Source organism: Nocardia terpenica, assembly GCF_013186535.1.
GTDB classification, from domain to species: Bacteria; Actinomycetota; Actinomycetes; order Mycobacteriales; family Mycobacteriaceae; genus Nocardia; species Nocardia terpenica.
This window is the reverse complement of record NZ_JABMCZ010000003.1, coordinates 2067457-2090357: the sequence shown is the minus strand read 5'-3', so window position 1 is coordinate 2090357 and position 22901 is coordinate 2067457. Positions and strand designations below refer to the sequence as shown.

The window sequence follows — 22901 nt, the reverse complement described above, 5'->3', positions numbered from 1 at the left end:
GGGATCAGCGCGCGCTCCAGCCGCCGTCCATCGGATACGACGCCCCGGTCACCATGCCCGCATGGTCGGACACCAGCCAACCCACCAGTGCCGCAACCTCTTCCGGTTCCACGAGGCGTTTCACGACGCTGTCGGTGAGCAGCACCCGCTCGATCACCTCCCGCTCCGCAATCCCGTGCGCCCGGGCCTGGTCGGCGATCTGCTTGTCCACCAGTGGTGTTCGCACATAACCAGGATTGACGCAGTTGCTGGTGACCCCGTGCGGCCCGCCCTCCAGCGCCGTCACCTTGGACAGCCCCTCCAGCGCGTGCTTGGCCGTCACATAGGCCACCTTGTATTCGGAGGCCCGGATCCCGTGCACCGACGAGATATTCACGATCCGGCCGAATCCCCGCCGGTACATGTGCGGCAGCGCCGCCCGCACCAGCAGGAAGGGCGCCTCCACCATCAGCGCGAGCATGGCCCGAAACCGCGCGGGCGGAAAGTCCTCGATCGGGCTGACGGTCTGCACGCCCGCATTGTTGACCAGGATGTCCACCTCGAGCCGCACATCCTCCAGCGCCGCGACATCGAGCAGATCGACGGCCCACGCGGTGCCGCCGATCTCGCCCGCCAGCGCCTTCGCGCCCGGCCCGTCGATATCGGCGACGGTCACCGCGGCTCCCCGCGCCGCGAGCTCGCGCGCGCAGGCCGCGCCGATTCCGCTCGCGCCGCCGGTGACCAGGGCGGAACGTCCTGTCAGATCGGTCATTTCGCGACCACCTCCCGGAACGAGTATCACTGCGGATCGGCTACGCCGATAGTGGTACCTCCGATCCCGCGCCGTCCGACGGCGCGGGGCCGACCTGGATCGGCACGGTCGCGCAGTGCTGCGCCCAGCGGGCCCGCCGCGCGGCGCGCCGCCCCTGGTTGGCGCCCGCGCAATAGGCCGATATCTTCGTGAAGCTCCGCCGCTTCCGCCGCATTTTCGTCACGTCGTTCATGAGATCCTTGCTCCGAAGTCGCTCGTAGCCGTCCGAGGCGGTCGCCGCGCTCATCGCACCAACACGGTCCCCTCCACCACGTCTACTGCGACAGGCCGGACATTCAGCATGACACGCCGAATCGCAACGCCGAATGTGCGTGCAATTGTGCTTGCAGTTCAGGAAAGTGCGATAGCGTTGCCGTGTTGCCAGTAGTTGCCAGGGGGTCGCAACGCTGGTCGAAAAATCCACTGCGACACAGAAGTTAGCGAAATGAACGATTGGCATGCCTTCGGAGGCGAGCTGAGACGGCTTCGCCTACAACGTAACCGCACCCTGCGCGGCCTGGCCCGCAGTATCCGCTACGACGTCGGTGCGCTATCGCGCATCGAAAATGGGGTCCGCAAACCGGCATTGCGCCTGGTCCACGAGCTCGACGCCGAGCTCGACGCCGGCGGCGCGCTGGTGCGCCTGGCCACCGAGTGCGACGCGAGCGCACCGGACGGGATCACCGCCGCGGCGACCGAGTCGCTCGCCTTCGCCGACTGGGCGAGCGACGACCGCGCCGGGCAGCTCTCGATCGACGGTGTCCACTACGAGATCGCCCGCATCGCAATCTGTTACGTCCACGCCCCACCGCAGCCGCTGTTCACGGACCTGATGCTGCTGCGCGATCAGGTGTGGCAGTCGCTGCGCTGCGGCCCCACCCCCGCGCGAGCCCGGGACCTGATGTTCCTGGGCGGGGTGGCGGTGGCGCTGCTGGCCCAGCTGTCCGGAAATCTGGGCGGTTCCATCGCGGCCATGCAGCACGCGCTGGCGGCCGAGCGGCTGGCGCGCCGGGCCGAGCACCTGCCGCTGCTGGCCTGGGTGGCGGGCACCAAGGCCCTCATCGCCGAATGGAGCGGAAACCCCGCTCGCGCATTGGATTTCGCGCGCCAGGGCGCGGTGACCGCCCCCGCGGGCGAGCAGAGCGTGCGGCTGGCGGCCCTGGAGGCGCGCTGCGCGGCGCGGCTGGGCCGGTTCGCCGACGCCCGGGCCGCCATCACGCGGGCCGAGCGCGAGGCCGAGCGCCCCGCCGCCGTCGACGAGGTCACGGGATTCGGTGGGGTGCTGCGATTTCCGGCCACCAAGGCGGCCTACTACGCCGGGACCACGTTCCGGCTGATGGGCGCGCACGCGGACGCCGAGCGCTGGGCCGGGCAGGCCATCGCGGCCTACGCCTCGGGCCCGAGCGACGAACGCAGTTACGGCGACGAGGCATTGGCGCGGGTCGATGTGGCCATGGCCCGCATCGGCCGCCACGCGGTCGAGGAGGCCGGTGAGATCCTGCGCCCGGTGCTGGATCTGCCCGCGGAGCAGCGCATCCATCCGGTGGCCGCGAGCATGCGCCAGGTGGGTGAACATCTCGATACGCGCAGTGCCGCGGCGCGGGCGCTGCGCGACGAGATCGCCGCCTTCCGCACTGCCGAACCACCCGCGCCATGATGCCGGGCCGCCCGCATCGGTCGATCCTGGCGTCCGCGTGCCGCCGGGCCGGTCTGCCCTACGCCGATGCCCAGCTGCTGCACGTGCATTCGACCGTCGTCTACCTGCTGGAGAGCGCGGGCGTGGTGGTGCGGATCAGCCAGTCCGAGCACCGGGGCCTGCGCCCGGAACGAGCGCCGATGATCGCGCGCTGGCTCGGGGATCGCGGCCTGCCGGTGACCGAGCCGCTGTTCGACGACGCGGTGGACGTCGACGGTGCGACCGTCACGTTCTGGCACTACTACCCGCAACCGGACAGCGCCCGACCGCCCGCCCGCGAGCTGGGCCGCCTGCTGCGGCAGTTGCACGCGCTGCCCGCACCGCCGTTCGCGCTGCCCGCCTACGTGCCGCTGGCCGGTCTGTCCCAGGTCCTCGACTCCGCGCCCGAGGTGCTGTGCCCGGCCGAACGGGAATGGCTGGCGCGGCGGATGAATGTCCTTGTCGCGCAGTATGGTCGGCTGGATTCCGTGCTGGGCGTGGGCCTGGTGCACGGCGACGCCTACCGGGGCAACCTGCTGTGGTCCGAGGGCGGCGTGCTGCTGGCCGACTGGGACGAGGCGAGCATCGCGCCCCGCGAACTCGATCTGGTCAATATCTATCAGGGAATCCGCTTCGGCCACACCGAGATAGACCTGCGCGAGTTCGGCCTGGCCTACGGCTACGACGTCCGTGCGTCCCCGGCCTTCCCCACCCTGCGCGCCATGCGCGACCTGCACACGCTCACCTCGTATATCCGCCGCGCCGCCCAGGGCGACCTGGCCGCCACCGCCGAGCTCCGGCACCGGCTCGACACCCTGCGCAACCCGCAGTCCTCCGATGCGCGCTGGCACGCCGCGTGAGTCGCCGCCCCGGGGGACGCCATCGGGTGCGGCCAGCACCACCGTCGATCGGCCGGGAGGCTCGATGGCGGCGCGGGCGAGCGGTCGGCGATCCTGGAGCGATGACCCGGTGGCCCAGGAGAATTCGCGCGAGCATGGCACTGACCGCGACGGCGATGACGATCGGCGCGGGAGCGGCGGCGGCGACGGAGCCGCCGACCGAGTTCTGGGAGGTCCAGGACTACGCCACCATCCTCGAGGTGCGCGGCGACGGGTTGCAGACCTATCAGACGACCGACCTCAGCTGCCTGAAGGCCGATGCCGGAACCCCGGCGGGCCCGGACCGCTACAACCTGCCGGACGATATCTACACCCTCACCCGCACAACCACTCCCGACCGCGCGACCCTCCGGGTCGACGGGTCCCCGGGCCATCGCACCCTGCGCCGCCTGACCGCCCTGCCGCCCCGATGCACCGATCCGGGCGAGCCGAGCGGCTTCGACGTCTTCTGGCAGACCTTCCGAGAGAACTACCCCTTCTTCGACGCGAAGGGCATCGACTGGAATCGGGTCCGCGACCGCTACCGCGAGCGCGCCCTGACCGCCGAACACACCGGCAACGACAGGGAGCTGTTCGCCACCCTGAGCGATATGATCGCCCCGCTCCAGGACGCCCATGTCGCCGTGATCGCCCCGGGCATCGGCCGATTCGCCACCGCCCGGCCCGGCACCGTGGCGCCCACCCCGGAGTACGACGCCACGATCAAGTCCTATATCCGGCAGAGCGACTTCGGCGGCGTCGCGCTCACCGACTACGGCCGGGGCCGCATCTCCTATGCCGACCTGCCCGGCCATCCCGACTACGGCTACCTGCGATTGTCCGGGTTCTCCGGCTTCAGCGACTCCGACACCTTCGCCGACAACAGCGCGGAACTCGATCGCGCCCTGAACGACATCTTCACCCCGGACCGAAAGGCCCGGCTGCGCGGGCTGATTCTGGACCTGCGCGTCAACGGCGGCGGCTCCGACAGCCTGGGCCTGCAACTGGCCGCCCGGCTCACCGACGCCCCGTACTTCGCCTACGCCAAGCAGACCCGCACCACCGAGCCGCAGCCGCAGCAGATCCGGCCCGCCGCACCGGTTTTCGCCGGACCCGTCGCCATCCTGACCGGCGGCAGCACCGTCAGCGCCGGAGAAACCTTCACCCAGGCCATGATCGAGCGCCCGGCGCCCACCATCCGCATCGGCGCATCCACCCAGGGCGTGTTCTCCGATGTGCTGGAACGTAAATTCCCCGGCGCACACCACGACACCTGGATGTTCGGCCTGCCCAACGAGCTGTTCCGCACCGCCGACGGCCGCACGTTCGACGGGCCCGGAATCCCACCACAGATCCCGGAACCCGTCTTCACCGACGAGGAGATCGGCAGCCACCGCGACAGCGCCTTCGATCGCGCGGTGCGGTGGCTGAGCGACTCAGAGCCCGTTCGGCCGCACCGGTAGCTCGGTCAGGCCGCGAATCAGCATCCCGACCTGGTATTCCGGCGTGAACGCCCGGTCGGCCAGATCCAGGTTCGGGAATCGCGCCAGCAGCGACCGGAACGCCACGTCGGCCTCCAGCCGCGCCAGCGGCGCGCCGACGCAGAAGTGGATGCCGTGCCCGAAGGCCAAGTGCCCGTTGGCATTCGCCGTCACATCGAGCCGATCCGCGTTCCGGAACCGCGCCCGGTCCCGGTTCGCCGCGCCCAGCGAGATATAGACGATCTCGTCCGCCGGAATATCCACCTCGCCGATCCGCGCCGGTTCGGCGGTGTAGCGGACGGTGGACCAGCCGACCGGGCCGTCGTAGCGCAGGAATTCCTCCACCGCGGCCGGGACGCCGTCCGGATCGTCGCGCAGCGCGCGGAACTGATCCCGGTGGCGCAGCAGGTGATACACCCCGTTGCCGATCAGGTTGACCGTGGTCTCGTGGCCCGCGACCAGCAGCAGGAACGCCATCGACACCAGTTCGGCATGGCTGAGCCGGTCGCCGTCCTCGCTGGTCTGCACCAGCCCCGACAGCAGATCCTCGCCGGGCCGAACCCGCTTGGCCTCCACCAGTTCCTGTAGGTAGTTCGACATCGCGAGCGAGGCGGCATTGCGGTCCTCGACGGTGCCGGTGGTCCCGCCGAGCACCACCTTGGTCCACGCCTGGAAGGAGGCGCGGTCCTCGAACGGCACCCCGAGCAGCTCGCAGATCACGGTGACCGGCAGCGGTATCGCGAAGCGCTGCAACAGATCCGTCTCCTCGTGGGCGGCGACGTCGTCGAGCAGCGCCGCGGTGATCTCCTCGATGCGCGACCGCATGGCCGCCACCCGCCGCGTCGTGAACTCCTTGCTGACCAGCTTCCGCAACCGGGTGTGATCCGGCGGATCGGAGTTGAGCATGTGCGCGGCCAGCACCTGTGTATCCTCGTTGCCGATTCCCCCCGGGATCTTGCGGCGGAACAACTCGTAGACCTCGTTGTAGTTCTTGCGCAGCCGCGGATCGGCAAGGGCCGCCCGGCCTTCCGCGTATCCGATCACCACCCAGCACGGGGCCCCGCCGGGGAACTGCACGTGGTGCACGGGGCCGCTCTCGCGCCACCGGTCGTAATAGCGGTGTGGGTCGGCGTGAAAGTCGTCGCCCACCTTCTCGATTCGTTGCACGGCCTCGGTCTCGACCATATCCGTCCTCGTTACCTCAGTGCTGTCACTGACAACATTCACGCTACCCGCGTCCCGCCCGCATGGGTCCCGGCGCGGTCTCCCCTCGAGGTCCCGGCGCGATCTCCCCTCAAGGTCCCGGCGCGGTCTCCCCTCGAGGTCCCGGCGCGGTCTCCCCTCGAGGTCCCGGCGCGCTTTTGGCCGGGATCAGTTGGTACGAGTCAGCTCGAACCGCGGGAATTCGATGGGGGAGGGCTCCTTTCCCGCCTGCACCTCCCACGCCTGCCCCGTTTCGCCCTCCCGCACCATCCGCTCCACGGCCGCCGCGACGTACGCCGGGGAGGCGAGGGCGAGCCCCGACTCGCGCACGTATTCCTTCGCCTCCTCGGGCAGGATCGGGGTGTCGACGACGCCGGGGCACAGCGCATTGATCGTCACGCCCGACTCGCGATACTTCGGCGCGAGCGAGCGGACCAGCGCGACGACCGCGTGTTTGGTGGCGGAATAGATCGGATCGAGCGAAAACGGTGTCACCCCGGCGAGACTCGCGGTCACCACGATCGCCCCGCCACCGGCCGCCCGCAGCGCGGGCAGCGCCGCCCGGATGCCGAGCACCGGACCGTCGAGATTGACCGCCACGATCCGCCGATACCACTCCAGATCGAGTTCGTCTCCCCCGCCGCCGATTCCGGCATTGAGGTGCACGATGTTCAGCGCGCCGAAGGTCGTCACCGCCGCGTCGACGGCCGCCAGATTGTCCCGTTCGCTGCCGACATCGGTGCGCACGAACAGCCCACCGATCTCCGCCGCGACCGCCTGCCCCGCCTCCTCGGCGATGTCGGCGACCACCACATGCGCACCGCCGGCGGCGAATCGGCGCGCCACCGCGGCGCCGATACCGCTCGCCGCGCCGGTGACCAGTACTACTTCGCTCATGGGTTCACTCCTGTCCGATCTCGGCGGCGATCCGGGCGCGCACGCGCGAATTGCGCACGGCCGCAAGGCTGCCCGCCTCCAGCACCACGATCACCACGATGTACTGCAGCCCGTTGAGCAACGGAACCGTATCCACTGGCAGCGTATACGCGAACACCACCCGCACGACGGCATCGAGCACCAATCCGATCCCCCAGATCGCGGTCGCGATGCGCATGGACCGCCGGAAGGTCGGGGATCGCAGCCAGCCGGTCTCGATCCGCTCGTGGATCTCCCCCCCTCGTCATGGCGCGCGACAGCTGGAAGTAGGCGGGCGTGCGCAGCAGCGTCGCGCAGAACCCCAGGCCCACGATGGCGGTGATCCCGCCGTCCTTGGCCAGCATGAACCGCGGGCTGCCGGTCAGAAACGACACCCCGACGACCAGCGCCAGAATGCTCAGCGTGAGCACCCCCAGCATGTCCACGCGCCGCAGGGTGACCACCGACCAGATCGCCCGCACGGCCGGGGGAACGATGCCGAGGAACAGCGCCAGCCACTGATCGAACCCCGCCGCCCGCAGCCCGTAGTAAAGCGCGACGGGCGCAACGACATTGATCAGAATATTGGCCAGCACGGCCCGCCGGGGGTCCGGCGGGGACGCGTGCCCCCGCGTCTCGGGCACGGGTATCGAGGTGTTCACGGTGTCTCCCATCCCATGGTCCCGGCGTGCTTTTGGCCGGGACCTCGCAACCTGTCCTCCCGAAACTACGAACCCCGGCCCGCCGTCGACATCCGTCTGTCCCCCCGATCGGGTAGTGCTAGGCCCACCCCCGGACCGGCGCCCAGGGGTACTGCACACCCCGCACCCGGTAGGCGAGACTGGACCCGAAAGGAGGCGCGGTGCGGGTGCGACGGATCTACGACCATGCCCGGGCGGTCGGGCGCGGTCTGATCCGGTTCACGCTGGGCCCGGTGGAACTGCTGGTCTTCGCGATCTCCGCGGTGGCGATCGCCGGAACCTGTGTCGGGCTGGTCTTCCTGTACCCGCCCGTCGCCGTCCGCGCCCGGCCGCTGACCGCGCTGGCGCGGCGGCTGTCGGGCGCGTGGTCCGGCATCCCGATCGCCGCGCCCTACCGCCCCGCGCCGCCCCCGCCGGTCCTCGACGCCGACGGCCTCTACCGCACCCCGGACGGCGCGGTGTTCCCGTCGGCGCGCTCGGCCGCCTTCGGCCGCATGTCGCGCTGGGTGTGGACGGACCCGGCCACCTGGCGCGATCTGCTGTGGTCGCTCACCGACCCGTTCGTGGGCGGCGCGCTCGCGATCGCCCCGGCCGCCCTGCTCTGCGCCGGTATCGCCGCACTGTCGCTGTGGCACGGCGTCTTCGGCGCGATCGCCGGGGTGGCCTGCCTGGCCGCGGGCTGGTTCGGCGCGCCGGGATTGCTTCGGCTGCACGGGCGGTGGACGCGGCTGCTGCTGGCACCGGCCTCGCCGACGGCCGTCGGGCGCGGCGTGGTCTGGCGGCGTCGGCTCGGTGCGGGCGTGCTGTCGGGGGTGCGCTGCGTCATGCTGGCCGGGCTGTCGCTGCTGGCGCTGCCGCAGCTGGCGACCCTGCTGGTGGCGGTGGTGTGCACCGGGCCCGTCGTCACCAGCTGGGTGCTGGCCAAGGCGCGCTGGCTGCCGAATCTGTTCCGGCGGTTGGCCTTCGACTGGTCCGGTCGCGAGATCACCATCCCGTACCTGTCCACGCCCCGGCTCGGGCACGATCCGGCCCGGTCGCGCTCGTCCTCCGCGTGGTGGGGCACGTTCGCCGGGCAGGCCCGCGCCCTGTGGTACGACCCGTCCTCGGGGCGCGACCTGCTGTGGCTGATCTGCCAGCCGCTGGCCGCCCCGGTCCTGCTGCTGCCCGCCGCGCTGATCGGGTACGGCTGCTGGGGACTGGTGCTGCCGGTGCTGGAACAGCCCCTCGGCGCGACCCTTTCGCCGTGGTACGGCGAGCTGTTCGGTTCGACCGCCGCGGCGCTGATCGCCGGTCTCGCCTGCACCGCCACCGGGCTGGCCGCCGCGCCGAGGCTGCTGGAACTGCACGGCCGCTGGCTGTCGGTGCTGCTGGCCCCGACCGCCCGCGCGCGCCTGCTGGCCGATCGCGAGCGGCTCACAGCCCGCGTCGAGCGGCTCACCGAAACCCGTACCGCCGCCACCGAAACCCTCGCCGCCGAGCTGCGCCGCATCGAACGCGACCTGCACGACGGCGCACAGGCCCGGCTGGTGGCCATGGGCATGACGCTGGGCGCCGTCGAGGAACTCATCGATCGCGATCCCCGGGCCGCGAAAGCGCTTGTGGCGCAGGCCCGTCAGGCGTCGGTGAGCGCGCTCGCGGAGCTGCGCGCCCTGGTGCGCGGCATCCACCCGCCGGTGCTGGCCGAGCGCGGCCTGATCGACGCCGTCCGCGCCCTCGCCCTGGACAGCCCCGTGCCGGTGCGGGTGGACGCCGACCTCCCGGGCCCCGTCGACACCCCGGCGGAGTCGGCGCTCTACTTCGCCGTCACCGAGGTCCTGACCAACGCGATCCGCCACGCGCAGGCGCGGCACATCGAGATCGGCATCCATCGGCACGACGCGACGCTGCGGATCACCGTGCGCGACGACGGAATCGGCGGGGCCGATCCGCGCCGGGGCAGCGGCCTGCACGGTGTCGAACGCAGGCTGAGCAGCTTCGACGGTAGGGTTGTGGTCGACAGTCCGGTGGGCGGACCGACGATGGTGACGATGGAGCTGCCGTGCGCGTTGTCCTCGCGGAGGACCTCTTCCTCCTCCGAGACGGCATGACGCATCTGCTGTCCGCGCACGGTTTCCAGGTGGTGGCCGCGGTCGCGACCGGACCCGAACTACAGCAGGCGCTGCTCGAGCAGGACCTCGATATCGCGATCGTGGACGTGCGGCTGCCGCCGACCTGCACCGACGAGGGATTGCAGGCGGCGCTGCGGGCCCGCCGCGCGAAACCCGGCCTCCCGGTGCTGGTGCTGTCCCAGCACGTGGAACAGCTCTACGCCCGCGAACTGCTCGCCGACGGCACCGGCGCGGTCGGCTATCTGCTCAAGGACCGGGTGTTCAACGCCGAGCAGTTCGTCGACGCCATCCGCCGCGTCGCCGCCGGCGGCACCGCGATGGATCCGGAGGTCATCGCCAAGCTACTGGCCAGCCGGGCCCGCGACGAACCGCTCGCCGCGCTGTCGCCGCGCGAGCGAGAGGTGTTGGCGCACATGGCCGAGGGCTGCTCCAATGCCGCCATCGCCGCCCGGCTGTTCGTCAGCGAGGGCGCGGTGGGCAAGCACATCGCGAGCATCTTCGGCAAGCTCGGCCTGTCCCAGTCCGATGACACCAACCGCCGGGTGCTGGCGGTCCTGGCCTATCTGCACGGGCGGCTGTCATGCTGACCTGGTGAGCATCGGGGAGATCGCGGTCGACGTCGCGCCGGAGTTACGGGTGTTCGTCGCCGGTCGCAACGGGAATGCGGGGGCCGCTCGCGTCGATGGCGTGTCGACGCTGGGGCACGTGGTCGAATCGCTGGGTGTGCCGCTGACCGAGGTGGGGGAGCTCTTGGTCGGCGATCGGCCCGTCTCGCCGTCGTACCAACCGGTTTCCGGTGACGTGGTGACCGTGCGCCCGGTGCCGCGCCCGCAGCGGCTGGGCCGGACCCCGCGCTTCCTGGCCGACATCCACCTCGGCACCCTGGCGCGGCGGCTGCGGCTGCTCGGCGTCGACACCGCCTACGAGAATCCCGATATCGGCGACGCCGCCCTGGCCGCCCGCTCGGCCGCCGAACAGCGGGTGCTGCTCTCCCGCGACCGGGGCCTGCTGCGCCGCCGCGAAATCTTCGCGGGCGCATACATCTACAGCCACCGCACCGCCGAGCAACTCGACGATGTGCTGTCCCGCTTCGCGCCCCCGCTCGCCCCGTGGACCCGCTGCACGGCCTGCAACGGCGTGCTGGTGGCCGCCGATCCGGAGACCGTGCGCGAATTCGTGCCCGCCGCAACCGAACCGGCCCACGACAACGTCACCCGCTGCACCGACTGCGGCCGCACCTACTGGCGGGGCGCCCATCACGCCAACCTCGACGCCATCGTTTCCCGGGCGCTGGCGAAGTTCGGGGCCTGACGGCCGGGTTACCGGCGGGCGGCGGTGGTCACGAAACCGGCGAGCACGGCGGCCACCACCTGCCGGATGCGTTCGCGGGCAAGGGATTCGGAATCCGCGCGCAGGACGGTGTAGTGCACGGAGCCGACCAGGGCGTGCGAAAGAGGTTCCGGCGCAGCGGTTGCGGCGATCCGGCCCAGTCGCTGCTCGGCGGCCAGGTAGGCCGCCGCGGCGCTCTCGATCGCCTCCAGCCCGCCGGTGCGGGCCCCGAGCACCTCCCGGACCCGGCCGTTGAGCTCCGGCCGGGCGACCAGCAGCCGCGTCACCGCCATCACGGTCACCAGCGGCGTCGCGAGCACCGCCTCGCACACGGTGGCGACGATATCGCCGCGCCCGGCGCGCTCCGGCAACGTGGCCACCTCCGCCGAGATGACGAAGGCCCGGTCCACGGCGAAGCTGGTGAGAAATCCGTCGAGGTCGGAGAAGTGCGCATAGAGCAGCCCGGTGGCGACACCAGCCTCCCCGGTCACGGCACGACCACCGAGCTTGGACGGACCGTCCCGGAGAATCACGCGTTCCGCGGCCGCGAAGAGCTGCTGCCTGATCTCTGGGATGGCAACACCTCGGGGCACGCCCACAGTCTAAGCGCCCGACCCGAATCGGACCGTCCAGTAGCCGTCATACTCCTTGACCCCAGTATGAGCCTGTGCTCATACTCTATTTGAGCACACGCTCATACCCATGTGAGTCATGAGGAGAACAAGTGGCGGATTCGGAGGGCGCCGGGGCGCTCGGGCGGACGCGGCGCGCGGTGATCGCGGGCGCGGGCATCGCCGGTCTGGCGGCGGCGCTGCGGCTGCATCGCGACGGGTGGGAGGTGCTCGTGGTGGAGCGTTCCCCCACCCGCCGGTCCGGCGGTTACGTGGTGAATCTGGTCGGCGCGGCGTACGACGCGATCGCCCGCTTCGGCCTCGTTGCGGCGCTACGGCCGCGCGATATCGGGTTCTTCACGACGATCCTGGTGCACGCCGACGGGCGGGAGAAGCTCACCGTTCCGCCCGCGATCGCGCAGGCCGGGCTCGGCGACCGCGCGCTGACGGTCTTCCGCGGCGACCTGGAGACCGCGCTGTACGAGGCGATCGCGGACCGGGTGCCGATTCGCTTCGGCACCACCGTGCGGACGGCGGACGAACACGCCGGCGGCGTGCGGGTGACGTTCTCGGACGGAAGCAGCGAACAGGCGGATCTGCTCGTCGGCGCGGACGGCCTGCACTCCGGAATCAGGAAGCTGGTCGCCGACCCCGCGGCCGAGAGCCTGGTCCGGCTGAACTACGTCATGGCCGCCCTGCCGCTCACCGAGGCCCCGCCCGGTGTCCCGGAGAACGCGGCCACCAATTTCATCGGCCCCGGCCGCACGGCCGCGGTCGTCAATATGGGCCCGAACCGGTCCTCGGCCTTCTTCGTCCAGCACACCGACGACCCGGCCACCGCGGTGGCGGCCGGTCCGGCCGCCACCCTCACCGCGGCCTTCGGCGACCTGCACGGCGGCGTCCCGCAGGTGCTGCGCCGCATCGAATCCGACCCGGGCGCGGTCTATTTCGACGAACTCAGCCAGGTGCGGCTGGACCGCTGGAGCAGGGGTCGCATCGTCCTGCTCGGCGACGCGGCCTGGTGCGTCACGCCGTTCGCGGGCCACGGCGTGGGCCTGGCGGTCGCGGGCGCGGACCGGCTCGGCATGGCGCTGGCGCAGACCCCCGACATCCCGATCGCCCTGGCCCGGTGGGAGTCGGCCCTGCGCCCCGAGGTCCGCAGGCGACAAGCCTCGGCCCGCAAGGGCGCACACCGCTTCGTCCCCGTCACCAAGGCGCAGGTCCGCATGAACGAGATTATGCTGCAAGCGATTCAGCTCCCGGTGATCCGCGGCCTGATCCGGCGTTCCGTCCAGCGAGCGAACCGATAACCGCGCCGATCACCGCACCCGGAATGACGAATGCCGTTGCGCCACCGTCCGGACCGCCGCGACCACCCGATCCTGTTGCGCCTCGGTCATATCCGGGTACAGCGGCAGCGACAGTTCCGTCCGCCCCGCGGCCTCGGTGACCGGGAGCCGACGCGGGTGCGGCTCGCGTTCGCGGTAGTAGCGGTGCATGTGGACGGGGGTGAAGTGGATGCCCGCGCCGATGCCGGAATCGGCCAGGGCGGTGGCGAATTCGTCGCGGTCGATGGCCAGGGCGGCGAGGTCGAGGCGGATGGCGTAGAGGTGCCAGGCATGGCGGTGCGGGTAGGGCGGGACCTCGGGGAGGTGGATGGGGGTGAGGTCGGCCAGCAGACGGGAGTAGCGGTGCGCCAGGGCCGTGCGGCGGGCGTTGAAGGTGTCCAGCTTGCCGAGCTGGACCAGGCCGATCGCCGCGTTCAGGTCGGACATGACGTATTTCCAGCCGGGACACAGCACCTCGTAGCGGGAGCCGCCCGCGCCGCGGTGCCGCGTCCACGAACTCTGGGCGAGCCCGTGATAGCGCAGCAGGCGGATGCGCTCGGCCAGGGCGCCGTCGCCGAGGGTGACCATGCCACCCTCGGCGGTGGTGATGTTCTTGACCGGGTGGAAGGAGAACACCGCCGGATCGGTTCCGGCGCCGACGAATTCGTCGCCGTACCAGGTGCCGAGGGCGTGCGCGGCGTCGTGCACCAGGGTGATGCCGTGCTCGGCGGTGATCGTCCGCAGCCGGGCCAGGTCGGCGGGCGCGCCCGCGTAGTGCACGACGAACACCGCCTTGGTCCGGTCGGTGACCAGCCGCCGCACCTCGGCGGGGTCGAGCAGCAGGGTGCCGGGCAGCACGTCGGCGAATACCGCGCGAGCGCCGAGCAATTCCGCCACGTTCGCGGTCGCGGGCCAGGTGAACGACGGGGTGATGACCTCGTCGCCCGGACCGACGCCCAGCGCGGCGAGCACCAGGTGCAGCCCGGCGGTGGCGGACTCGACCGCCAGCGCGTAGGGCGCGCCCGCCAATTCCCGGAAAGCGTCCTCGAATTCGGCCGTCTTCGGGCCGGACGCCGTCCACCCCGACCGCAGAACCGCTACGGCCGAAGCGATCTCGTCCTCACCGAGCGACGGCCGGCTCCACGGAACCGACCCCTGGTACCCACCCACCGCGGCGCCTCCGTCCACGGAATTCACCCGTAGCAAACACGATACCCCGGCAACCGACCCGCTGTAATCGGTTGCCGTAAAACGGGATACGTCCCGGCTACGGCGCTTTCCCCGGTACGAATACCATCCGGTCGGGCCTTTCCGGAGCGTCGCGCCCGTGCCCGAAGCACCCGACCGGCAATCAGTAGGCGCTGGCCTCGTCGAGCCGGGCGATGTCGGCCGCGTCGAGCTTCAGGTCGAGCGCCGCGCCCAGGGCCCGCAGCTGGTCGAGCGAGGTGGCGCTGGCGATCGGCGCGGTGATGCTGGGCCGGGCGATCTGCCAGGCCAGCGCGACCGTCGCCGGGGTGACCCCGTGCGTGGCGGACACCTCGTCCAGGGCGGACAGGATCGCCAGGCCGCGCGGGTTGAGGTAGCGCGCCTTGATCGTCTGGCCGCGGGCGCTCTTGCCCAGGTCGGCCTCGGTGCGGTACTTGCCGGACAGGAATCCGCTCGCGAGCGCGTAGTAGGTGACCACGCCCAGCTTCAGCTCGCTCACCACCGGTTCCAGATCGCGCTCGTAGCCCTCGCGGTCGTAGAGGTTGTATTCGGGCTGGATCACCTGGTACAGCGGCAGCCCGGCGTCGCGGCCGACCTGCGCCGCCTCGCGCAGCCGCGCCCCGGTGTAGTTGGACGCGCCGATCGCCCGGACCTTGCCCTGCTCGATGAGCGTCTGATACGCGCCGAGGGTCTCGTCGAGCGCGGCGGAGTCGGCCAGGTCGCGGTGCGAGAAGTAGACGTCGACGTAGTCGGTCTGCAAGCGCCGCAACGATTCCTCGGCGGCGTGCAGAATATTGTCCCGCGACAGTCCCGGCCGCGCGGGCAGCTGCCCGACCTTGGTCGCGATGACGACCCGATCGCGCTTGCCCGACTTGGCCAGCCACTTGCCCAGCACCGTCTCCGACTCGCCGCCGGAGTTGCCGGGCACCCAGGCCGAGTAGACGTCGGCGGTGTCGATGAAGTTGATACCCATCTCGACCAGCGCGTCGAGCAGCGCGAACGAGGTGCTCTCGTCGGCCGTCCAGCCGAAGACGTTGCCGCCGAACGCCAATGGCGATACCTGAATCTCCGAAGTACCTAGTGAGCGCAGAACCATCGTGCCTCCCCGGATCTCGTGATGATGAACCTTTAGCAATCCTAACAAAGGCGCGTCGGCCGCCATTCCGCGCGACACTCCGCGGACCCATCCGGGCCCGCCGCCACTACGAAGGCACTAGCGATGGCGGGAGCCGGTTTCGGCCGGAGGGAAAGGGAGTTCCATGCACCCGGGTGCTCGGCTGTGCGCAATGGCGGTGGCGGCAATGACGGCGGTGGCGCTGGCACTGGGAGCCGGTCCCGCACAAGCGAATTCGGCACCGGACACGGTCGCTCCGCTACCCGCGGACTTCCTGTGGGGCGTGGCGTCCTCCGGCTTCCAGACCGAGGGGCACGCGCCGGACAGCAACTGGACCCGCTACATCGCGCGGTCCGGATACGAGCCCTACCGCGACTCCGTCGACTTCTACGACCGCTACGCCGAGGACATCGAGCTGGCGCACCGGCTCGGGGTGAAGGTGTATCGGATCAGCATCGAGTGGGCCCGGCTGCAACCCGCGCCGGACCGGTGGGACGAGGACGCGTTCCGGTTCTACGACCGGGTCATCGACGAGATCGTCGGCAAGGGCATGCGCCCGATGCTCACCCTCGACCATTGGGTCTATCCCGGCTGGGCGCTCGACGCGGGCGGCTGGCGCAACCCGGGCATGGTGGACTCCTGGCTCGCGAACATGCGCCGGGTGGTCGACCGGTACGCCGACCGGAATCCGTTGTGGGTCACCATCAATGAGCCGGTGGCCTACGCCGTGCACGAGCTCACCGAGGCGCACGTGGCCGGTGGCGACTTCGACGCCGGTTTCAACGAGATCGTCGACCGCTTCGTCCAGGCGCACCGCTCGAGCTACGACTACATTCGGCAGCGGCAGCCCGACGCCCTGGTCACCAGCAATATCGGCTACATCTCCGGCGACACGACGGGTATCAACGATCGCATCATCGACCGCATCGCCGACAAGGTCAGCTTCGTCGGCGTCGACTACTACTTCGACGCCACCACCGACGCCCCCAGGCCCGTGGCCCGCTCCGCCGCGGGCACCGATATCGCCCAGCTGTGGGAGCTGCCGCTGGCCGCCGAGGGCGTGTACTACGCGCTGCGGCACTACGCGCAGAGGTTCCCGACGCTGCCGCTGTTCGTGGTGGAGAACGGCCTGTCCACCGACAACGGTTTCGGCCGCCCCGACGGCTACGATCGCGCCGACTACCTCCGCGACACCGCCTACTGGCTGCAACGCGCCCGCATGGACGGCTACAACGTCATCGGCTACAACTACTGGAGTCTCACCGACAACTATGAATGGGGTTCCTACACACCGCGTTTCGGCCTCTACACCGTCTTCGTCGACGTCGACCCGTTCCTGATCCGGTTCCCGACGCCCGCGGCCGACGCCTACCGCGCCGTCACCGCCACCGGCGGCGTGCCGCCCGGCTACCTCCCCACCCGCAGGCCCGCGCCCTGCTCGCGAATCGACCCACCGTCCAGTTGCTCGGATCCGGTCGTCCTGCCCGACCGCGCCGGAAATCCCTGAGCCGCAGCATCGCCCGCACTCTTTTCAAGCAAACGCACCTCTTCGGGGCAATGGGAGAGCTGCGTTTGCATGGAAAGAGTGCGACCCCCAACGCACGCTACAGTCAACCGCACATCCGGGCGTCGCGGGAGCAGTCAATCTCGAGGGCTTGCCAATCATCGGTCTCCCCGATTCCCGCACACCGAGGACTCGGCGGCAGGATAATCGACGCCGACCGCGAATCCGGGGAGCATCCGAAATGTCCTTTCCCGCAACGACTCACGAAACCCATCTCGCGCCCGGCGGCATCCCCGGGCTGGGGCACGCGCTCCGGATGCGGCGCGATCCGCTGGCGCTGTTCGAATCGCTGCGGCCCTACGGCGACGTGGTCCGGATCAAGCTCGGGCCGCAGCAGGTGTACGTGGTCACCTCGACCGCGGTGAGCACCGAGCTGTTCGTCTCCAAGTACCGGTCGTTCGACAAGGGCGTGGCGGTGGAGCATTTCCGCAGCGTCTTCGGGTCCGGGCTGCTCAGCTCCGACGGCGAGACACATCGCGCGGACCGGTTGCTCATGCAGCCCGCGTTCCACCGCGACCGCCTGGCCGACTATGTCGAGCTCATGCGCGAGCAGGTCGTCGAGCACACGGCCACCTGGCGCGACGGCGACGTGCTGGACGCGCGGGCGGCGCTGACCGCGATCACGCTCGGCGTCGTCACCCGGGCCATGATCTCGGCCAAGGTGGGCGACGAGCTGGCCGCCGAGATCCAGCTGCGGCTGCCCCGGATCCTGGACCTGTCGTATCGGCGGGCCATGAACCCGCTGCCGTTGCTGAACCGACTTCCGTTGCCGCACAACAGGGAATTCGCCGACCTGGTGGCCCGCCTGCACCCGCGGATCGACGCGGTCATCGCCGACTATCACCGCAGCGAGACCACCAAGCCCGACCTGCTCAGCATGATGCTCACCGCGCGCGACGAATCCAGCGGCGCGAGCATGGCCGACGACCGCATCCACGATCAGGTCATGACCATCCTGCTGGCCGGATCGGAGACCGCCGCCACCGCGCTGTCGTGGATCTTCCTGCTGCTCGACGACCATCCCGAGGTGGCCGCCCGGCTGCTCGCCGAGCTCCACGAGGTCCTCGGCGAACGCCCGGTGACGGCCGCCGACCTGCCGCGGCTGACCTACACCACGCAGGTGATCGACGAATCGCTGCGGCACAGCCCCCCGATCTGGCTGATCACCCGGCGCGCGACCGAGGACGTCTCGCTCGGCGGCCACCTCGTCCCCCGCGGCGCCTCGGTCATGCTCAGCCCGTACCTCACCGGCCACGACCCGACACTGATCGAGGACCCCGACACCTTCGATCCCGACCGCTGGGCCGCCGACCGCGTCACCCAGCCCCTGCGCCTGGCCGCCCTCCCGTTCGGCGCGGGCCCGCGCAAATGCATCGGCGACTCGTTCGCCGTCGTCGAGGCCATCGTCACGATCGCGACCATCCTCCGCCGCTGGCGCGTCCGTCGGCAGCCCGGGAACACGATCACCAAGACCGCCGGGCTCACCTACTTCCCGGCGGGCCTGCGGCTGACCGTCGGCAGGGTGACCGGCTCCTCGTAGCTGCTCGGCGGGTCGACGTACGAGCGGGCCACGGGCGGCCGGGTCGGCAGATAGTCGGGCGCGACTCCCCCGGCCGCGACGATGGCGCGGTAGGCGTCGACGGCATCGGTGGGGATGCGGGTGAGCGCGGGATCGCTGTCCACGTTCACCGTGTGCAGACCGAAACGCGGTGTGTAGGAACCCCATTCGTAATTGTCGGTGAGGCTCCAGTAGTTGTAGCCGATGATGTTCATGCCGTCCATGCGGGCGCGCTGCAACCAGTACACGACATCGCGCAGGTAGCCGGCGCGGTCGTAGCCGTCGGGGCGCGGCTGCCCGTTGTCGGTGGGCATGCCGTTCTCCACCACATACAGCGGCTTGCCGGGGAACTGCCGGGCGTAGTGCCGCAGGGCGTAGTAGACGCCCTCGGGTTGCAGTGGCAGCTCCCAGATCTGGCGGTTGCCGGGCGGCGGCGCGTCGGGATCGTCCGCGCCGTAGTAGTAGTCGACGCCGATGTAGTCGAGCTTGTCCTTGATGCGGTCGACCATCGGCCCGTTGACCTGTGTCTCGCTGCCCGCGACGTAGCCGATGTTGCTGGTGACCAACGCATCCGGCTGCACCTGGTGGATGTAGTCGTAGACGCCGTTGTGCACCGCGGCGATCAGCGGCTCGATGACCGGGCCGGTGATACCGGTCTGCTGCTCCTCGTGCACGATGTAGGCGACGGGCTCGTTGACGGTCACCCACAACGGTTTTCGCGGCGCGTACCGGTCGACGACCTTGTGCGCGTTGGTCAGCCAGTCCGCCACCATGCCCGCGTCGTTCCAGCCGCCCTGATCGGCCTTCCACCCCGGATACACCCAGTGATCGAGGGTGAGCATGGGCCGCATTCCCGCCGCGATGATCGCGTCGATCAGCGAGTCGTAGAAGGCGAACCCGGCCTCGTCCCACTCCCCGGCCTTCGGCTGCACCCGCGCCCACTCGATGCTGATCCGAAACACGTTCAGCCCCATCGCCCGAGCGAGCGCGATATCGGAGGCATACCGGTCGTAGAAGTCGATGGAGTCGCCGTAGGCCTCGTAGCCCGACTGCTTGATGTAGCGAATCCAGTTGCTGTCGGGCGCGTGCCCCTCGGATTGGAACCCCGAGGTGGCCACGCCCCACAGGAATCCGGGCGCGAACGGAGTCACCGACGTGGGTGGCTCGGACGCTGCGGCCGTAGGAGTGTCAGGGGACTCAGGGGAAGCAGCGTCCATAGCCACTCTTCCTGGATACCACCGCGAACCGCCCCGAAACCAGATCGGCGCGGACTGTCACCCATCCGTACCCGCCGCGGCGCCGAACACCTCTTCGGCACGCTTTCCAGGCACGTAGATCGCGTGATGGCAGATCCCGCGATCGGAGGGTGCGCCATGCTGTTCCGGCTTCGCGCCCATCCCACGCGCGCGAAGCCGGAACATGCCCGGATCCCCCCTGCGGATACGAGCGGCACGCCCTGCCGGGGACTCGCTGCCGAAGGCCCTGAACCGCACCATCGGAAAGCAACCCGACACCACCGATCCTCGTCACGATCTTGACCGGGAACAAGGGTGAGTTGATTACCGCGCGTGTAGCCCGGCTTATCGGTTAATCCCGCGCGCGAAACGGACGAAACGAGCAAGATCCTTCGGGTGGCTGATATCGGGAAAGATGTGGTGGACGAGTCGGCGGCGCTGACCTACGGGTCGTATCTGGCGCTGGACGAGGTGTTGGGTGCGCAGCGGCCGCGGTCGGACGAGCACGACGAGATGTTGTTCATCGTGATCCACCAGGTGTACGAGCTGTGGTTCAAGCAGTTGCTGCACGAATTGGGGCACGCGCAGCGGAAACTGGCGGAGGGGAACACCCCGCACGCGCTGCACACGCTCAAGCGGCTGCTGTCGATCCTCAAGGTGGTGGTGGCGCAGATCGACGTGCTGGAGACCATGACACCGCGGCAGTTCACCAGCTTCCGGACGCGGCTGGACGCGTCGAGCGGTTTCCAGTCCGCGCAGTTCCGCGAGCTGGAGGCGGTGCTCGGGCGGCGCGACGAGGCCGCGTTCGCGCACTATCCGCAGGGCGATCCCGGCCGTGAGCGCATCTCGGCGGCCATGGCCCGGCCCTCGCTGTACGACTCGTTCCTGCGGTACCTGGCCGCGCAGGGTTACCCGGTGCCCGCGCAGTGGCTGGAGCGCGATGTGCGCACACCCGCCGCGCCCTCCCCGGAGTTGCAGAAGATCCTGCTGGCCGTCTACACCGACGATGGCGGCCCGGCGCAGGTGGCCGAGCGGCTGGTGGATCTGGACGAGGGCCTGCAGGAGTGGCGCTACCGGCACGTCATGATGGTGCGCCGCACCATCGGCGACAAGTCCGGCACCGGCGGGTCGTCGGGCGCGGAGTACCTGCGCGGCACGCTGTTTCATCCGGTGTTCCCGGATCTGTGGGCGGTGCGGAGCCAGCTGTGATCACCCTCGACGATGTGCGGCGCAGTCCGAATGCCCTGGCCCCGCACTACTCTCGCTTCCGGGTCGCGGAACGGCTGCTGCTGACCGGTCATTCGCATCAGGCGTGGCCGGATGTGGCGCTGCTGGGCCAGATCGACGCGTTCGACGATGCGGCCGCGGCGGTGGATCGCAAGTGGGATCTGGCCTTCGCCAAGGCCGACGCGGTGCGCGCCGGTTTCCGGCTGCTGCTCGACGATCCCGCCGCCGAGACGGCCTTCGGCGCCAATACCCACGAGCTCGTCGTCCGCTTCCTGTCCGCGGTGGACCTGCGCGCCCGGCCGCGGCTGGTCACCACGAGCGGCGAATTCCACAGTGTCCGCAGGCAATTGGCGCGACTGGCGGAGGCGGGCATCGAGGTGGTGCGGCTGGCGCCCGATCCGGTCGACACCCTCGCCGAGCGGCTCGCCGCGGCGGTCGACGACCGCACCGGGGCGGTGCTGGTCTCGGCGGTGCTGTTCGAGAGCGCCCGAATCGTGCCCGGCCTGGGCGAATTGGCCGCGGCGTGCGCGCGGCGCGGCGTCGAACTGCTGGTGGACGCCTATCATGCGCTGGGCGCGATACCGTTCTCCGTCCCCGGCGCGGGCCTGGACTCGGCGTGGGTGGTCGGCGGCGGCTACAAGTATCTGCAACTGGGCGAGGGCAATTGCTTCCTGCGGGTGCCACCGCACGCGCTGGAGTACCGCCCGGTGATCACCGGCTGGTTCGCCGAATTCGAGGAGCTGGCCGACGAGGGTGGCCGCCCGCGCGTGAGCTACGCGCCCGGCGGAACCCGTTTCGCCGGTGCGACCTACGATCCGACCAGCCACTACCGCGCCGCCCGGGTCTTCGACTTCTTCGCCGACCACGGCCTGACCGCCGCGGTATTGCGACGAATCTCGTTACACCAGAATGAATTACTGACCCGACTGTTCGACACGCTGGACGCCCCCGCCGAACTCGTCGACCGCGACCGCAGCGCACCCCGCACGGCATTCGCCGGATTCCTCTCGCTGCGCTCCCCGCACGCCGCGGCCCTGTCCCGCGGCCTGGCCGAGCGGGGGGTGATCACCGACAGCCGGGGGGAATATCTGCGCTTCGGTCCCGCGCCGTATCTGTCGGACGCTCAGCTGGAGTCGGCGATGGGGGCGCTGGGTGACGTGCTTGCCCATGAAAGCGAGGGCAGGTAGTTCCTGTAACGGAGTCTTCTAGCTGGAAGAAACTCATCTAGAACTGTCACGTGATTCCGGCGTGCTTTTGGCCGGAATCCTCCGCAAGATCCCGGCCAAAAGCACGCCGGGATCACTAGTTGGCCCCGCCGGGATCACTAGTTGGCCCCCTCCAGGAAGGCTCGTCATGCGAACGCTAGTCACCAGGTCCGTCCTCGCCGCCGCCGCGGTCACCGGCGTCGTCTTCGCCCTCGGCGCGGGTACTGCCGCCGCCGACCCCACGGCAACGGCCGCGTTCTCCCCCACCTTCACCATCGGCACCAAGGTCGGCGGGTCCGAGGTGACCTGCGCCGGATACCTGGAATCCACCGCCGCCGTCTACCCCGGCCAAACCCCCGGCTCCGTCCAGGTCCTCCTGAAGAGCCATTTCGTCGGCATCAGCCCCCAGTGCCTGATCTCCGGCACCGTGAAGTGGACCAATCAGGACACCGGCGCCTCCGGCTCGAAGCGCTACGACCTGTCCGGCTTCGACGGCCCCGCCGCTCCCACCGGGGTCTACTTCGACCCGGGCTTCGGCCACGTCACCATCGAGATCGACTCCGACAAGTGGTGCATCCCGGGCAAAGCGGAACTGACGGTGTGAGATTCGGCCATGGCGCGCGGCGACAGCATGGCCATCAGGGCGACCCACGCCATCGCCAGGATCGGGATGAGGAACCGCGAGGCAACACGCATGCATCCTCCACGTTGTCGGCACAGCGCTACGGATCCCGGTGAAAAGTCGTGATCACTGAACACCAGGATCGGGGTTG

The 22901-nt window shown here is 70.2% G+C and carries 21 protein-coding genes; 12 read left to right on the top strand and 9 right to left on the bottom strand.

Annotation, left to right across the window (positions count from 1 at the left end; all coding sequences use genetic code 11):
- Window positions 1–4: 4 nt before the first annotated feature.
- Entirely contained in the window at window positions 5–751 is a 747-nt protein-coding gene (locus tag HPY32_RS31250; RefSeq protein ID WP_067578233.1) for a 3-hydroxybutyrate dehydrogenase, read from the bottom strand.
- 40 nt (window positions 752–791) lie between these two features.
- Window positions 792–1037 (bottom strand): hypothetical protein, encoded by a 246-nt coding sequence (locus HPY32_RS31245; protein ID WP_067578231.1) that lies wholly within the window; start codon window positions 1035–1037, stop codon window positions 792–794.
- 198 nt (window positions 1038–1235) lie between these two features.
- On the opposite strand from HPY32_RS31245, the gene HPY32_RS31240 reads away from it, so the two are divergent.
- The 3 genes from HPY32_RS31240 to HPY32_RS31230 all read left to right on the top strand — a co-directional run bounded on the left by HPY32_RS31240 (window position 1236) and on the right by HPY32_RS31230 (window position 4806).
- Window positions 1236–2447 carry a helix-turn-helix domain-containing protein gene (locus HPY32_RS31240; protein WP_067578229.1) on the top strand — a complete coding sequence of 404 codons (1212 nt, stop codon included), beginning with the start codon at window positions 1236–1238 and terminating at the stop codon, window positions 2445–2447.
- Window positions 2444–3325, top strand: a complete 882-nt coding sequence (locus HPY32_RS31235) for a phosphotransferase enzyme family protein (protein WP_067578227.1) — start codon at window positions 2444–2446, stop codon at window positions 3323–3325. Before HPY32_RS31240 ends, HPY32_RS31235 begins: the two co-directional genes overlap by 4 nt.
- A 101-nt stretch (window positions 3326–3426) precedes the next feature.
- Window positions 3427–4806: a S41 family peptidase gene (locus tag HPY32_RS31230; RefSeq protein ID WP_082870583.1), complete on the top strand. Its 1380-nt coding sequence runs from the start codon at window positions 3427–3429 to the stop codon at window positions 4804–4806.
- Here HPY32_RS31230 and HPY32_RS31225 read toward each other — a convergent pair.
- The 3 genes from HPY32_RS31225 to HPY32_RS31215 all read right to left on the bottom strand — a co-directional run bounded on the left by HPY32_RS31225 (window position 4780) and on the right by HPY32_RS31215 (window position 7604).
- Window positions 4780–6009, bottom strand: coding sequence for a cytochrome P450 family protein (locus HPY32_RS31225; RefSeq protein ID WP_067578223.1), 1230 nt, complete (start codon window positions 6007–6009; stop codon window positions 4780–4782). The two genes, HPY32_RS31230 and HPY32_RS31225, sit on opposite strands and share 27 nt — an antisense overlap.
- 186 nt (window positions 6010–6195) lie before the next feature.
- Window positions 6196–6924, bottom strand: coding sequence for an SDR family NAD(P)-dependent oxidoreductase (locus tag HPY32_RS31220; protein WP_067578221.1), 729 nt, complete (start codon window positions 6922–6924; stop codon window positions 6196–6198).
- Entirely contained in the window at window positions 6921–7604 is a 684-nt protein-coding gene (locus HPY32_RS31215; RefSeq protein WP_156673871.1) for a VC0807 family protein, read from the bottom strand. Before HPY32_RS31215 ends, HPY32_RS31220 begins: the two co-directional genes overlap by 4 nt.
- 200 nt (window positions 7605–7804) lie before the next feature.
- Between HPY32_RS31215 and HPY32_RS31210 the strand changes: the two genes are divergently transcribed.
- Genes HPY32_RS31210 through HPY32_RS31200 form a run of 3 tightly spaced genes read left to right on the top strand, consistent with a single transcriptional unit; the run spans window position 7805 to window position 11062 of the window.
- A complete protein-coding gene (locus tag HPY32_RS31210) occupies window positions 7805–9730 on the top strand; it encodes a sensor histidine kinase (protein WP_082870582.1) in 1926 nt (641 codons plus the stop codon).
- Entirely contained in the window at window positions 9682–10338 is a 657-nt protein-coding gene (locus HPY32_RS31205) for a response regulator transcription factor (RefSeq protein WP_082870581.1), read from the top strand. Before HPY32_RS31210 ends, HPY32_RS31205 begins: the two co-directional genes overlap by 49 nt.
- 4 nt (window positions 10339–10342) lie before the next feature.
- Window positions 10343–11062 (top strand): Mut7-C RNAse domain-containing protein, encoded by a 720-nt coding sequence (locus HPY32_RS31200; RefSeq protein ID WP_067578217.1) that lies wholly within the window; start codon window positions 10343–10345, stop codon window positions 11060–11062.
- An 8-nt stretch (window positions 11063–11070) separates the two neighbouring features.
- Here HPY32_RS31200 and HPY32_RS31195 read toward each other — a convergent pair whose 3' ends face one another.
- The gene (locus HPY32_RS31195; protein WP_067578214.1) at window positions 11071–11673 is read right to left on the bottom strand and encodes a TetR/AcrR family transcriptional regulator; all 603 of its coding nucleotides are present in this window, start codon (window positions 11671–11673) and stop codon (window positions 11071–11073) included.
- Between the two features lie 131 nt (window positions 11674–11804).
- Between HPY32_RS31195 and HPY32_RS31190 the strand changes: the two genes are divergently transcribed.
- A complete protein-coding gene (locus HPY32_RS31190; protein WP_067578212.1) occupies window positions 11805–13001 on the top strand; it encodes an FAD-dependent monooxygenase in 1197 nt (398 codons plus the stop codon).
- A 9-nt stretch (window positions 13002–13010) separates the two neighbouring features.
- On the opposite strand, the gene HPY32_RS31185 is transcribed toward HPY32_RS31190, so the two are convergent.
- Both HPY32_RS31185 and HPY32_RS31180 read right to left on the bottom strand, forming a co-directional pair.
- On the bottom strand, window positions 13011–14189 hold the full coding sequence (locus tag HPY32_RS31185; protein ID WP_067584419.1) for a DegT/DnrJ/EryC1/StrS family aminotransferase: 1179 nt from the start codon (window positions 14187–14189) through the stop codon (window positions 13011–13013).
- 181 nt (window positions 14190–14370) lie between these two features.
- Window positions 14371–15321 carry an aldo/keto reductase gene (locus tag HPY32_RS31180; protein WP_067578210.1) on the bottom strand — a complete coding sequence of 317 codons (951 nt, stop codon included), beginning with the start codon at window positions 15319–15321 and terminating at the stop codon, window positions 14371–14373.
- 163 nt (window positions 15322–15484) lie between these two features.
- On the opposite strand from HPY32_RS31180, the gene HPY32_RS31175 reads away from it, so the two are divergent.
- Complete coding sequence (locus HPY32_RS31175; protein WP_067578208.1) at window positions 15485–16846, top strand: family 1 glycosylhydrolase; 1362 nt, start codon at window positions 15485–15487, stop codon at window positions 16844–16846.
- 238 nt (window positions 16847–17084) lie between these two features.
- Complete coding sequence (locus HPY32_RS31170) at window positions 17085–18443, top strand: cytochrome P450 (RefSeq protein WP_067578207.1); 1359 nt, start codon at window positions 17085–17087, stop codon at window positions 18441–18443.
- Here HPY32_RS31170 and HPY32_RS31165 read toward each other — a convergent pair.
- The gene (locus HPY32_RS31165; RefSeq protein WP_231951313.1) at window positions 18389–19612 is read right to left on the bottom strand and encodes a family 1 glycosylhydrolase; all 1224 of its coding nucleotides are present in this window, start codon (window positions 19610–19612) and stop codon (window positions 18389–18391) included. The genes HPY32_RS31170 and HPY32_RS31165 overlap by 55 nt on opposite strands.
- Before the next feature lie 480 nt (window positions 19613–20092).
- On the opposite strand from HPY32_RS31165, the gene HPY32_RS46305 reads away from it, so the two are divergent.
- The 3 genes from HPY32_RS46305 (at window position 20093) to HPY32_RS31150 (ending at window position 22732) form a co-directional block, all read left to right on the top strand.
- Window positions 20093–20905 (top strand): tryptophan 2,3-dioxygenase, encoded by an 813-nt coding sequence (locus tag HPY32_RS46305; RefSeq protein WP_216676396.1) that lies wholly within the window; start codon window positions 20093–20095, stop codon window positions 20903–20905.
- Window positions 20902–22110, top strand: a complete 1209-nt coding sequence (locus tag HPY32_RS31155) for a kynureninase/PvdN C-terminal domain-containing protein (RefSeq protein ID WP_067578205.1) — start codon at window positions 20902–20904, stop codon at window positions 22108–22110. Before HPY32_RS46305 ends, HPY32_RS31155 begins: the two co-directional genes overlap by 4 nt.
- Window positions 22111–22276: 166 nt before the next feature.
- Window positions 22277–22732 (top strand): hypothetical protein, encoded by a 456-nt coding sequence (locus HPY32_RS31150; protein ID WP_067578204.1) that lies wholly within the window; start codon window positions 22277–22279, stop codon window positions 22730–22732.
- Window positions 22733–22901 lie beyond the last annotated feature (169 nt).